The sequence below is a fragment of the Puniceibacterium sp. IMCC21224 genome (genome assembly GCF_001038505.1).
Lineage (GTDB): Bacteria > Pseudomonadota > Alphaproteobacteria > Rhodobacterales > Rhodobacteraceae > Puniceibacterium.
Map to the genome: position 1 here is coordinate 1,507,288 of NZ_LDPY01000001.1, position 13,128 is coordinate 1,520,415.

The 13,128-nt window shown below is 60.6% G+C and carries 9 protein-coding genes; 6 read left to right on the plus strand and 3 right to left on the minus strand.

The annotated features are described in order from the left end of the window. Nucleotides 1-425: 425 nt before the first annotated feature. A complete protein-coding gene (locus IMCC21224_RS06925) occupies nt 426-2,927 on the plus strand; it encodes a cation:proton antiporter (RefSeq protein WP_047994726.1) in 2,502 nt (833 codons plus the stop codon). A gap of 327 nt (nt 2,928-3,254) precedes the next feature. Here the strand turns inward: IMCC21224_RS06925 and IMCC21224_RS06930 are convergent, their stop codons facing one another. From IMCC21224_RS06930 to gloB, 3 genes are all read right to left on the minus strand, one after another. Further along, on the minus strand, nt 3,255-4,241 hold the full coding sequence (locus IMCC21224_RS06930; RefSeq protein ID WP_047996939.1) for a M23 family metallopeptidase: 987 nt from the start codon (nt 4,239-4,241) through the stop codon (nt 3,255-3,257). Nucleotides 4,242-4,252: 11 nt separating this feature from the next. Then, nucleotides 4,253-6,586: an ATP-dependent Clp protease ATP-binding subunit ClpA gene (gene clpA / locus IMCC21224_RS06935; RefSeq protein WP_047994727.1), complete on the minus strand. Its 2,334-nt coding sequence runs from the start codon at nt 6,584-6,586 to the stop codon at nt 4,253-4,255. A 156-nt stretch (nt 6,587-6,742) separates the two neighbouring features. Further along, nucleotides 6,743-7,510 (minus strand): hydroxyacylglutathione hydrolase, encoded by a 768-nt coding sequence (gene gloB, locus IMCC21224_RS06940; RefSeq protein ID WP_197089179.1) that lies wholly within the window; start codon nt 7,508-7,510, stop codon nt 6,743-6,745. A 61-nt stretch (nt 7,511-7,571) separates the two neighbouring features. Between gloB and IMCC21224_RS06945 the strand changes: the two genes are divergently transcribed. The 5 genes from IMCC21224_RS06945 (at nt 7,572) to atpD (ending at nt 13,101) form a co-directional block, all read left to right on the plus strand. Continuing rightward, on the plus strand, nt 7,572-8,309 hold the full coding sequence (locus IMCC21224_RS06945) for a class I SAM-dependent methyltransferase (RefSeq protein ID WP_047994729.1): 738 nt from the start codon (nt 7,572-7,574) through the stop codon (nt 8,307-8,309). Between the two features lie 363 nt (nt 8,310-8,672). Then, a complete protein-coding gene (locus IMCC21224_RS06950; RefSeq protein ID WP_047994730.1) occupies nt 8,673-9,233 on the plus strand; it encodes a F0F1 ATP synthase subunit delta in 561 nt (186 codons plus the stop codon). Then, complete coding sequence (atpA, locus tag IMCC21224_RS06955) at nt 9,234-10,769, plus strand: F0F1 ATP synthase subunit alpha (protein ID WP_047994731.1); 1,536 nt, start codon at nt 9,234-9,236, stop codon at nt 10,767-10,769. 15 nt (nt 10,770-10,784) lie between these two features. Continuing rightward, nucleotides 10,785-11,660: a F0F1 ATP synthase subunit gamma gene (locus tag IMCC21224_RS06960; RefSeq protein ID WP_047994732.1), complete on the plus strand. Its 876-nt coding sequence runs from the start codon at nt 10,785-10,787 to the stop codon at nt 11,658-11,660. 16 nt (nt 11,661-11,676) lie between these two features. Next, nucleotides 11,677-13,101 (plus strand): F0F1 ATP synthase subunit beta, encoded by a 1,425-nt coding sequence (gene atpD / locus IMCC21224_RS06965; protein ID WP_047994733.1) that lies wholly within the window; start codon nt 11,677-11,679, stop codon nt 13,099-13,101. The last annotated feature ends 27 nt before the right edge of the window (nt 13,102-13,128 follow it).

The window sequence follows — 13,128 nt, forward strand, 5'->3', positions numbered from 1 at the left end:
GGTGGAACGGAGCGTGGGTCGGTTCGAAGGTGTTGCCGATCTGGGGCACAACCGCACGTCGTGGCGCAAATAGGCAACACAAATTAAGTGCGATCACACACTTGCCAAGCCTCGTTGCGCCATGGCGTTGGTGCAGATCCCTTTGATGCGGGGCAGGGACGTCGCCCCCGTTCGGAGGGATTGGGCGGAACCCGGTTCTTCGGATCCCGCATGGAGGTCAGAATCTCTTCGTTCAGGTGCATAGGCACGACGCTGATACTGGGACCTCCATGGGGCTGAGGGTGTGCTGCTGGCGGCACACTGTGGTAGTTCGCCGGGCCGTTTGGCTCTCGCTCGGAGCGTTGGCCTTCGCAGCCGCCAGCTTGTCGGCCTTACAAACATCAGAACGCAGGTGCGTCCGGGAAATCTTCTGTTATTCCTGATGCATGGACATCATCCTCGTCACGACCGTCATTTCATCGCTGTTCCTTGTCATCGGCGCCGCCGAGCCGTTCGCTGCGCGCTTACGGCTGCCCTATAGCGTGATACTTGCGGTCCTCGGCATCCTGATCGGGGCCGGGGCTACCTTCTTTCTAAGAACCGAACTGACGGACGCGCTTAACCCCGTCGCTGAGGCGATCCTCGGTCTGCCGATCAGATCCAACGTCTTTCTTTATGTCTTTCTGCCAACGCTTCTGTTTCAGGCGACACTTGGGATGAACCTGCGGCGGATGCTGGATGATTGGGTCCCTATCCTGGTGTTGGCGGTGCTTGCCGTCGTCGTTGCCACAATCTCCGTTGGCTACGCCCTCTCTTGGGCCAGTGCGCTTCCCTTGGCGGGCTGCCTGCTGATCGGTTCCATAGTCTCGACCACCGATCCTTCCGCGGTGGTCTCGATCTTCCGCTCGATCTCGGCGCCGCGACGGCTGGCGCGCATCATTGAGGGTGAAAGCCTTCTGAACGATGCAGCGGCCATTGCGCTGTTCGGTCTCTTTATGGGGTTCGTGATGCTGGGCCTCCCGGACCCCGACCTTGGCGATGCACTGGCACGGTTTCCGATCCTCATCGCGGGTGGGGCGCTGACGGGTTGGCTGGCGGCGCGGACCGCAGTATGGGTCATGGCCCTGTTCAGCCGTCACGAACTGGCGCAGATCTCCATCTCGGTGGCGTTGCCCTACCTTGCCTATATCGTGGCAGAGCAGAGCGTCGGCGCATCGGGTGTGATTGCCGTCGTCGCCGCCGGGCTGACGCTGAACCTGACCGCTCCAGGGCGCCTCCCTCCGCAATCATGGGCCAACCTGCGCGAACTATGGGCCGTGCTCGCACACTGGGCCGGCGCTCTTATCTTTATCCTCGCCGCTTTGTTGATCCCCAGACTGCTTGAGGAAGTCAGGTTCGAGGATTTCTTGCTGATCGGTGTGGTCATCCTTGCCGCCATTGTCGCGAGAACCGCGATCCTGTTCGCCCTGATGCCGCTTTTGACGGTGGTGAAGCTTTCTCCGACTGTCGAGCGACCCTACAGGGTGGCGATTCTCTGGGGCGGGCTCAGGGGGGCCGTGACGCTCGCGTTGGCCCTCGCCGTGACCGAGAGTGTCCGCGTGCCAGGCGAAATTCAGCGCGTGGTCGGTATCCTCGCCACTGGCTTTACCCTGTTCACGCTTTTGGTGCAGGGCACGACCCTGCGCTGGATCATTGCCCGTCTCGGACTCGACCAACTGTCGCCGATGGACGAGGCGCTGTCCCGGCAGGTCGTCGCCGTTGCCTTGCAGACCGTGCGGGAAGACGTGGCGCGTACCACCGAAAACTACGACCTCAACCACGACACGGTACGGTCCGAAGCCAAGCGATTTGGCGAACGGCTCGACCTGGCGGTGAAAATGGCCGAGGAAAACGCCGATATCCTCGATCGCGACCGGATCGCCCTGGGGCTGATTGCGCTGGCTGGCCACGAACGCGACACGATCCTGGCCCGGGTGCGGGAGCGGACGATTTCGGCGCGGATGGCGGAACTGGTGCTTTCGGATGCGGACCAACTGATCGAGGGCGCGCGAACACAGGGGCGCAGCGGATATCAGCGAGCCGCGCGGAAAAGCGTCGGCTATGGACGGGGTTTCCGGGCCGCAGTTCTGCTTCACGGGCGTCTTGCGCTGTCAGGCCCGCTTGCCCGGATGACGGCCGATCGGTTCGAACTGCTCTTGTCGCAACGGTTGATCCTGCGCGACCTCGGGGCCTTCATCGACGGACGCATCCGACGCATCCACGGGCGGCGGGTTGCCGAGTTGCTGCACGAACTGCTGTCCCGGCGGATCGAAGCTGTCGAAACCGCGCTGGAGGGCCTGCGACTGCAATACCCCGGTTATGCCGAAGAGCTTGAGCGGCGCTTTATTCGCCGCACGGCGCTGCGGATGGAAGAACGGGAATATGTTGCGATGCGCGAGGATGGCCTGATCGGCGCGGAGGTCTACACCGCGCTGATGCAGGAACTTGCGACCCGCCGGGTGGCGGCGGAGGACCGCCCGCGCCTCGACGTTGCGGTCCAGCGCGCGGCTTTCGTTCGGCAGTTCCCGCTTTTTGCCGATCTCGATGACGGCTTTCTGAAGCGTCTGGGGCGGTCACTTACAACGCGGTACGTCGATGCGGGCGAAGTGGTCCTGCGCAAGGAAAGCGCGGCCAAGAGCGTGTCCTTCATCGCTTCCGGTGCTGTCGAGTTGGAAAGCGCAGGCCAGACATGGCGCCTGGGGCGCGGCGAGATGTTCGGCCAGATGGCCATCCTGACACACAAGGCGCGCCGTGCCGATGTCCGTGCGATTTCCCCCACGACGTTGCTTGTCCTGGACGAGGATCGGTTCCGGCGATTGCTCAAGCAGAGCCAGGCGCTGCGCGATGCCGTCCGAACCAGCGCTGAAAAACGCGGGATTGATCCGGCTGTTCTTTTGCCGAACGAATGAGACAATGGCTGCGATGCGTACGTATGCCCGGTTCCCGAGATGGTGCGCCACCACGATTTGGGTCAGGCTCCGTTGACCTGCTCGCCTGAAAAGTCCGCGATTTGCAGTTAGTCTGTTCCTTGCAAAAGACGCATGCGATGAAGTGATCATGGAAGATGCCGAGCCAGAAGCCGCGCAGGTCGGGAAACCTATCAGGATCATCAAAGGGAATCGGGTTGGTGTTGTGCCCTTCCAGACCGAATGGGTCAGTCCGCGCGTTGCCCTCTATGTTGAAATCCCGAGATCTTGCGGACTGCTCTTTATGCAGAGCTGGCGGTCATCGGGCCTTCATTCAACCGTGATCTTTGCCTGTCGCAGAGCGAGGATCTTGTCCTTTCGGACCAGAGACACGGTGCCGGTATAGGCCCCCTTCGGCCAGCCACCCTCGGGCGCGTGACGGCCGAAGGCGCGGAAAAGTTGGCTTTGGCCGCGATCGATGGTGAGGCGATGGGTAAAAACTGCGCCGTCTGGGCCCGTTGCCGTTAATTGCATCTCGTCGCCAGTTTCGGCAAAAAACGCAAAGCCATAGAGGATCAAATCATGATCTGGCCGTGCCGAATCGCGTCGCGCGGCGCCGGACTGAACATGCGTGAGGCGCGGCATCGACGTGGTGAAGCTGGCGGTGAACAGGCCGGTCCGACCATAGATCGGCGGGTCAAACCAGAGTGTGCCACTGCCAGTGCCACAAGCGGGTTCGATCCCGGCAGGGACTTCGGGGGCGAAGGGGTCTACGACCTTGCCATCTTTGAGCACTGTGATGTGGACATGGGGGAAATTGGATTGGCCGCTCATCCCGACCTGACCGATGGGGGTGCCGGTGGTGACCTGTTGGCCCTGCTGCACCGCCAAACTGCTGCGCTTCATGTGGCAATAAAGCGTTTGATACCCGTTGGGATGCAGAATCCGAACCGCATTGCCGCATTCCTGCCCGGCGATTTCGGCGGCAATTTCCGCGCTGTAGGGGCGGTCCGGAACACCATCGCGCACCGCTTCGACCACCCCATCGGCTGCGGCCAAGACTGCGGTGCCGCGGTCCATCGCGTCGTCCGACAGCAGGGCGATATCAGTGCCGCGGTGCCCATCGCGGGATTTCAGTCCGCAGGTATAGTCATGTTGTGCGATGCCAGGGTCGGCATCCACGTAATCCTCGATAAAGCAGGTCTGCCCCAGTGTGCAGTCCAGCGGCAACGATAGAAAGGGAGCCTCCGCCGCGGTGGGCGCGGCGGAGGCTGTCAGGATCAAGGTCGCCAGCAGAGCTTTGGCGGGCCCTTGCATCACGCCGAACATCACTCGGCGGTCAGCAGCGGCGGCTTGTTTCCCGAGAGGCGGGGACTCTGCGGTCCTTCGAGGTCGAGAACGATTTTGCCGTCGCGCACGCCGACCTTGACCAATCCGCCCTTCATCAACTGACCAAAGAGCAATTCTTCTGCCAGCGGTTTCTTGATGTGTTCCTGAATCACGCGGCCCAGTGGACGTGCGCCCATCTTGCTGTCGTACCCCTTGTCGGCGAGCCATTCTGCCGCAGCGGTGCTGAGTTCGATCGTCACGTTGCGGTCCATCAGCTGTGCCTCGAGTTGCAGCACGAACTTTTCGACCACCTGCATGATCACCGATTTCGGCAGTGGCTGGAAGCTGATGACTGCATCCAGACGGTTGCGGAATTCCGGCGTGAACGTCCGTTCGATCGCGGCAGTATCTTCGCCCTCGCGGCGGTCGCGCCCAAATCCGATGGCTGCTTGCGCCTGCTCCATCGCGCCGGCGTTCGACGTCATAATCAGGATCACATTGCGGAAATCCACTGTGCGGCCGTTATGATCCGTGAGCGAGCCGTGATCCATCACTTGCAACAGGATGTTGTAGACATCCGGATGGGCCTTTTCCATCTCATCCAGCAGCAACACACAATGCGGATGCTGATCAACACCGTCGGTTAGCTGCCCACCCTGATCAAACCCGACATATCCCGGAGGCGCGCCTATCAGACGGGATACCGCATGTTTTTCCATGTATTCGGACATGTCAAAGCGCAGCAGTTGCACACCTAAGGTATCCGCCAGCTGTTTCGCCACCTCGGTCTTGCCGACGCCTGTCGGCCCGGCAAACAGGTAATTGCCAATGGGCTTTTCCGGTTCACGCAGACCGGCGCGCGCGAGCTTGATCGCTGACGACAAGGCCGTGATGGCATTGTCCTGACCGAACACGACCCGTTTGAGCGATGCCTCAAGATCCTTGAGTACCTCGGCATCGTTCTTTGAGACGTTTTTCGGCGGGATGCGGGCGATCTTGGCCACAACGTCCTCGATTTCCTTGGTGCCGATGGTCTTGCGGCGTTTGCTGTCGGGCAGCAGATGCTGGGCGGCACCGGCTTCGTCGATTACATCAATGGCTTTGTCCGGTAGCTTGCGGTCGTTAATATAGCGGGCCGACAGCTCGACCGCGGTTTTTACTGCGTCAGCAGTGTATTTCACGCCGTGATGCTCCTCGAAATAGGGCTTCAGGCCCTTGAGGATCTTGACCGTGTCTTCGACGGTCGGTTCGTTGACGTCGATCTTTTGGAACCGGCGGGCAAGGGCGCGATCCTTTTCGAAATGCTGGCGGAACTCCTTGTAGGTGGTCGAGCCCATGGTGCGCAGCTTGCCACCCTGAAGTGCGGGTTTCAGAAGATTCGACGCATCCATCGCGCCGCCGGATGTGGCACCCGCACCAATCACTGTGTGGATCTCGTCGATAAACAGCACGGCATCGGGGTGATCTTCCAGTTCGGTCACAACAGCCTTCAGCCGTTCCTCGAAATCACCACGATAGCGGGTGCCGGCCAGCAGCGCCCCCATGTCGAGCGAATAGATCGTGGTTTTTGACAATACCTCAGGCACTTCGCCATTGACGATTTTACGCGCCAGCCCTTCGGCAATCGCCGTCTTGCCGACGCCCGGATCACCCACCAGCAGGGGATTGTTCTTGCGGCGGCGGCAAAGCACCTGAATGCAGCGCTCAACTTCAGTGGCGCGGCCGATCAACGGATCGATATCGCCCTTGCGCGACTTGGCGTTCAAATCGACGCAATATTTTGCCAGCGCCGATTCTTTTTGTTCGCCGCCCCCCGATGAGGTTTCGGAGGTGTGCGAATCCTCTTCGGCGTCAGAGGCGCCAGTGATTGGGCGACTTTCGCCATAGGCCGGGTTCTTGGCGACGCCATGGGCAATGAAATTGACCGCATCGTAGCGCGTCATTTCCTGTTCTTGCAGGAAATAGGCTGCGTTGCTTTCGCGTTCGGCAAAGATCGCGACCAGAACGTTGGCGCCGGTCACTTCGGTCCGCCCCGAGCTTTGGACATGGATCGCCGCGCGCTGAATGACCCGCTGGAACGCCGCAGTCGGCACCGCTTCGGAGCCTTCTATATCTGTCACCAGATTGGACAGATCCTCATCGATGAACTCGACCAGAGTGGTGCGCAGTTCCTCGGTGTCAACGCTACAGGCCTTCATCACCTGCACGGCATCGGGTTCATCGACAAGCGCGAGCAGCAGATGCTCCAGCGTTGCAAATTCGTGAGATCGCGAGTTGGCCAGCGCCAGCGCCGCGTGAATGGACTGCTCAAGTGTGTTCGAGAATGAAGGCACGTTTGGTGCTCCTTCTTATCTGTGTCAGACCGAGGCATCGGTCCAGACTGGCCTCTTACGTTTAAAGTTTGGTCTATATTGACCGAGCTTCAAGTTTTTTCTGTGTCTGCGCATCTCACTTTGTCACACGAGCCCGTAACATGAGGTGAATTTGCACTAGAAACGGTCCTTGCGCTGGCGAATTTCGGCAAAGACGGCGGCATCGGTGGCGTCCGGCATACCAACAGCCTCTTTCACCGAAGGCTGGGCGGCGCGCAGGAAGGGGTTTGTGGCCAGCTCGTCCGACAGAACCGAGGGGACGGTCGGGATACCTTCGGCACGAGCTTTGGCGATTGCATCGCAACGATATTTAAGCGCAGCGTTTTCCGATTCAATAGTCAGGGCGAACTTTGCGTTGGCGGCTGTGTATTCATGACCGGAGCAGACGGTGGTATCGTCGGGCAGCGCCGCCAGCTTGGACAGGCTGTTCCACATCTGGTCAAAGCTGCCCTCGAACACCCGACCGCATCCCAGCGCCATCAGGCTGTCAGCGGTAAAGACCAGTTTCGAACCCGGCAGATAAAACGCGATATGGCCGACCGTGTGGCCTGACACGTCAAGGATCTGTACCACCTCGCCCCCGAACGAGAATTCATCGCCGTCAGCCACGGCGTGATCAAGGGGGGGCAGGCGATGCGCGTCAGCGGCGGCGGCGATCACCCGCGCTGGGTGCTTGGCCAGTAGGGGCGCGACGCCGTCGATATGATCGCCATGGTGATGCGTCAGCCAGATTTCTGTCAGTGTCCAGCCGCGCTCGGACAGGGCAGCATCGATGGGGGCGGCATCCGGGACGTCGATGACGGCGGTGGCGCCCGATGCGGCGTCATGAATCAAAAAGGCGTAATTATCGCTGCGCGCCGGGATGGTGACAAGTTCAAGGGGCATGGTCATTCGGCTCCGTCTGGGTACACTGGCCCCAGCTTGGACGATCAGTAGCGGGGCTGCAATGCACCTGGACGTGACGCATCTTCGCAATTTCTATTATCGCAGCGCGCTGGGTCGCGCCGCCCAAAAGATCGTGCGCGATGAGGTCGTCCGGCTTTGGCCGGTAGCCAAGGGTCATACCGTTGCCGGCTATGGCTTTGCCGTGCCGCTTTTGCGCCCTTACTTGCGCGATGCGCGCCGGGTGATCGGGCTGATGCCTGCGCCGCAGGGCGTGATGCACTGGCCGGTGGGAATGCCCAATGTCGCGGTCCTATGCGAAGAGACGCTGTGGCCGATCGAAACCGGGCGCGTCGACCGGCTGGTACTGATGCACGGGCTGGAGACGTCCGAGAATGCCACGGCCCTGCTCGAGGAATGTTACCGGGTTCTGGGGCCGGGGGGGCGGGCGCTGTTCATCGTGCCGAATCGATCTGGCCTATGGGCGCGCAGCGATGTGACGCCCTTTGGCTATGGCAGGCCATATTCGCTCGGCCAGCTCGAAGCGCAGTTGAAGCGGCACGAATTTATCCCCGAGCGCACGCGCTCCGCGCTGTATCAACCGCCATCGTCGCGCCGGTTCTGGATGAAAACCGGGCCGATGTGGGAAAGGACCGGGCGCGCCGCGGCGGTCATCATGGCCGGCGGCGTGCTGATGGTCGAGGTGGCCAAACGCAGCCCGCCGCGCCCCAAAGGTTTGTCGCAGGCGGCGCGCAAGCCGTTGGGCGTACTGATCCCATCCCCCAAACCCAAGGCGGTCTGACCCGCACTATGCCGCTTGCTTGATGGATGGATTCGCCAGTTGACACGGGGGCGGTCAGGGCAAGGTGTCGCATGCGCCTAAAAATGAGGCGGTTTTGAGACAGAGCGGGATTCGACGCCCGCCGCGAAAAAACCCATGCTACGCGAGGGCAGACAGACGGCAAACTGCGACCACTGGCGCAATCTCCATGAAATAAAGGGTTATGCGGACGAGGCAAAAACGTCTAAGCATGTTGCGGGGGTGGGAACGCTCTGCTACATCCGCGCTGATTTTAATGCCCTGGGACAGTCCAGGGTCGCTATAAACGCCTCCGGACCCGGCAGCGATGTCGGGCCACGGGGGCATAATATCGGAAGGGTGGACGTGTCTGAATCAGCTTCGATATCCTCCGGCATCGCCAAGCGCTATGCCACGGCAGTCTTTGAGATCGCCAACGAGAGCAAGCGGCTCGACAAGCTTGAAGCCAATATCAATGACCTCTCGGCAGCTCTGAGCGAAAGCGCGGATCTGCGGGACCTGATCCACTCGCCGCTTCTCAGCCGCGAAGTGCAGGGTGCGGCCATCGGGGCGGTGGCCAAAAAGATGGGCCTGACCCCCGATATGCAGAACACGCTGGGCCTGATGGCCGCGAAACGGCGTCTGTTTGTGCTGCCGCAGATGGTGGCAAAGCTGCGCGAGATGATCGCGGAGCACAAAGGCGAAGTCACCGCTGATGTGGTCTCAGCCACCGCGCTGACCGCCGCACAAGCCAGCAAGCTTTCCGAGACGCTCAAGGCCCAGGTTGGCCGTGACGTCAAAATCAATGCGAGCGTCGATGAGAGTCTCATCGGTGGTCTAGTTGTCAAGATGGGCTCGAAGATGATCGACACGTCGATCCGCGCCAAGCTCACTTCCCTCCAGAATGCAATGAAAGAGGTCGGATAAATGGGTATCCAAGCAGCCGAGATTTCTGCCATCCTCAAGGAGCAGATCAAGAACTTTGGCCAGGACGCTGAAGTCACCGAAGTGGGCCGCGTGCTGTCCGTCGGCGACGGGATCGCGCGTGTCTACGGACTCGACAATTGCCAGGCTGGCGAAATGGTCGAATTCCCCGGTGGTATCCGCGGCATGGCACTGAACCTCGAATCCGACAACGTCGGCGTCGTGATTTTCGGTTCTGACCGCGACATCAAAGAAGGTGACGTCGTCAAGCGCACCAAGTCCATCGTGGATGTGCCGATCGGTGACGCCCTGCTGGGTCGTGTTGTAGACGGTCTGGGCAATGCGATTGACGGCAAGGGCCCGATCGAGACCACCGAGCGCGGCATCGCCGACGTTAAGGCACCGGGCATCATCCCGCGTAAATCGGTTCACGAGCCGATGGCGACGGGCCTGAAGTCCGTCGACGCCATGATCCCGATTGGCCGTGGCCAGCGCGAGCTGATCATTGGTGACCGTCAGACCGGCAAGACCGCTGTCGCGCTCGACACGATCCTGAACCAGAAATCGTACAACGACGCTGCGACCAACGAAGGCGAGAAGCTGTATTGCATCTACGTCGCCATCGGTCAGAAGCGTTCGACCGTGGCACAGCTGGTGAAAAAGCTCGAAGAGAGCGGCGCGATTGAGTACACCATCGTTGTCGCCGCAACCGCGTCCGACCCGGCGCCGATGCAGTTCCTGGCACCCTATTCCGCCACGGCAATGGCCGAGCATTTCCGCGACAACGGACGCCACGCCCTGATCATCTATGATGACTTGTCTAAACAGGCCGTGTCCTACCGTCAGATGTCGCTGCTTCTGCGTCGCCCGCCGGGCCGCGAAGCCTATCCCGGCGACGTTTTCTACCTTCACTCACGTCTGCTCGAGCGTTCGGCAAAGCTGGGCGACGATCATGGCAACGGCTCGCTGACGGCTCTGCCGATCATCGAAACCCAGGGCGGCGACGTTTCGGCGTTTATCCCGACCAACGTGATCTCGATCACCGACGGCCAGATCTTCCTCGAAACCGAACTGTTCTACCAGGGCATCCGCCCGGCGGTGAACACCGGTCTGTCGGTATCGCGTGTGGGTTCTTCGGCTCAGACCAACTCGATGAAATCCATCGCAGGACCGGTCAAACTGGAGCTGGCGCAGTACCGCGAAATGGCGGCCTTTGCGCAGTTTGGTTCTGACCTCGATGCCTCGACCCAGCGCCTGTTGGCACGTGGTGCGCGTCTGACCGAACTGATGAAGCAGCCGCAATACGCACCGCTAACGAACGCAGAAATCGTCTGCGTGATCTTTGCCGGTACCAAAGGGTATCTGGACAAGGTGGCAGTCGCTGATGTGGGCCGGTTCGAAAAGGGCCTGCTGAACCACTTGCGCAGCAAGCGTAAGGACGTTCTTGACTTCATCACCAAGGAAGATCCCAAGATCAAAGGCGATGCCGAGGATAAAATCCGCGCAGCGCTTGATGAATTCGCCGCCGACTTCGCATAAAGGGGAGATAAGGCAATGCCGAATCTCAAGGTCCTAAAAAACCGGATCGCGTCGGTCAAATCGACCCGCAAGATCACCAAGGCCATGCAGATGGTGGCCGCCGCAAAACTGCGGCGGGCACAGGAAGCTGCCGAACAGTCGCGTCCCTATACCGAGCGGTTCAATGCCGTGATGGGGGCGCTTGCCGCCTCAGTCGGGGACTCGGCCAGCGCGCCGAAACTTCTGGCCGGCACGGGCAGCGATCAGGTCCAACTTCTGGTCGTGATGACGGCGGAACGCGGGTTGTGCGGTGGCTTCAACTCGAACATCGCCAAGCTGGCCAAACAACATGTGGCCAAGCTCAAGGCTGCTGGCAAAACGGTCAAGATCCTGACCGTGGGCAAAAAAGGCCGCGACAGCATGCGCCGCGAATACGGCGACATGTTTATCGGTCACGTCGATCTGACCGAGGTCAAGCGGGTCGGCTATGTCGACGCGCAGGGCATTGCCAGTGACATCCTCGGGCGGTTTGATGCCGGGGAATTCGACGTCTGCACGATCTTCTTCTCACAGTTCGTCAACGTTGTGTCGCAGATCCCGACCGCGCAGCAGATCATTCCGGCGTCTTTCGAGACGACCGCAGGTGATGCAGAGCAGACGCTCTATGACTACGAGCCGAGCGAAGAAGAGATCCTGGCCGACCTGCTGCCGCGCGGCGTGGCGACCCAGATCTTTGCGGCGCTGCTCGAAAATGCCGCCTCGGAGCAGGGGTCGCGGATGTCCGCAATGGACAACGCCACCCGCAACGCAGGCGAAATGATCGACAAGCTCACGATCGAATACAACCGTTCGCGTCAGGCCGTCATCACCAACGAACTGATCGAAATTATCTCGGGCGCGGAAGCGCTCTAAGAACCGGAGACGAAACATGGCAAACGCAGTAGGCAAAATCACCCAGGTGATCGGCGCTGTTGTCGACGTTCAGTTCAGCGATGATCTTCCCGAGATCCTGAACGCCCTGACAACGGACAACAACGGCAAGAAACTGGTTCTCGAAGTCGCGCAGCATCTTGGCGAAAACACCGTCCGGACCATCGCGATGGATGCGACCGAAGGTCTGGTGCGTGGTCAGGCTGTGACCAACACCGGCGGGCAGATTACGGTGCCGGTTGGCAACGAAACTCTGGGCCGCATCATCAACGTCACCGGCGACCCGGTCGATGAAAAGGGCCCGGTAAACTCGGCGACGTCCCGCGCAATCCACGGCGACGCACCGACCTTCGCCCAGCAGTCCACCGCGACCGAGATCCTCGTGACCGGCATCAAGGTGATCGACCTGCTGGCACCCTACACCAAGGGCGGAAAAATCGGCCTGTTCGGTGGTGCCGGTGTGGGCAAGACGGTTCTGATCATGGAACTGATCAACAACATCGCAAAGGTGCACTCGGGTCTGTCCGTGTTCGCCGGCGTGGGTGAGCGGACCCGTGAAGGCAACGACCTGTATCACGAGATGATTGAATCGGGCGTTATCGTTCCCGACAATCTGGTCGATTCCAAAATCGCGCTGGTCTACGGCCAGATGAACGAGCCTCCGGGTGCGCGTATGCGTGTGGCCCTGACCGGTCTGACGCTGGCCGAGCAGTTCCGTGATGAATCGGGTTCGGACGTTCTGTTCTTCGTCGACAACATCTTCCGCTTTACCCAGGCGGGTTCCGAGGTTTCGGCGCTTCTGGGTCGTATCCCTTCGGCCGTTGGCTACCAGCCGACACTGGCGACCGACATGGGCGCGATGCAGGAACGTATTTCGTCGACCAAATCGGGTTCGATCACGTCTGTTCAGGCCGTGTACGTACCTGCGGACGACCTGACCGACCCCGCGCCGGCCACATCGTTTGCGCACCTCGACGCGACCACGGTTCTGGACCGTTCGATCTCGGAAAAAGGCATCTACCCGGCTGTGGACCCGCTTGGTTCGACGTCGCGTCTGCTCGATCCGCTGATCATCGGTGACGAGCATTACAAAGTTGCGACCGACGTGCAGAAGACGCTTCAGCGCTACAAATCGCTGCAGGACATCATTGCCATTCTTGGTATGGATGAACTGAGCGAAGAGGACAAAGTGGCCGTGGCCCGTGCCCGTAAACTGGAACGTTTCCTGTCGCAGCCGTTCGACGTGGCCAAGGTGTTCACCGGTTCTGACGGTGTGCAGGTCCCGCTGGAAGATACGATTGCGTCGTTCAAGGCGGTTGTGGCCGGTGAATACGATCACCTGCCCGAAGCGGCTTTCTACATGGTTGGCGGTATCGACGACGTAAAGGCCAAGGCCGAGCGTCTGGCCGCAGACGCAGCCTAAGAAGCGTGGTGCGAAGGGTCCAACCGG

Bases quoted from the DNA above. Each gene is read 5' to 3' on its own strand.
- IMCC21224_RS06945 (WP_047994729.1), top strand. From the start codon at position 7,572: ATGCACCTGGACGTGACGCATCTTCGCAATTTCTATTATCGCAGCGCG.
- IMCC21224_RS06925 (WP_047994726.1), top strand. From the start codon at position 426: ATGGACATCATCCTCGTCACGACCGTCATTTCATCGCTGTTCCTTGTC.
- atpA (WP_047994731.1), top strand. From the start codon at position 9,234: ATGGGTATCCAAGCAGCCGAGATTTCTGCCATCCTCAAGGAGCAGATC.
- IMCC21224_RS06960 (WP_047994732.1), top strand. From the start codon at position 10,785: ATGCCGAATCTCAAGGTCCTAAAAAACCGGATCGCGTCGGTCAAATCG.
- atpD (WP_047994733.1), top strand. From the start codon at position 11,677: ATGGCAAACGCAGTAGGCAAAATCACCCAGGTGATCGGCGCTGTTGTC.
- IMCC21224_RS06930 (WP_047996939.1), bottom strand. From the start codon at position 4,241: ATGCAAGGGCCCGCCAAAGCTCTGCTGGCGACCTTGATCCTGACAGCC.
- gloB (WP_197089179.1), bottom strand. From the start codon at position 7,510: ATGCCCCTTGAACTTGTCACCATCCCGGCGCGCAGCGATAATTACGCC.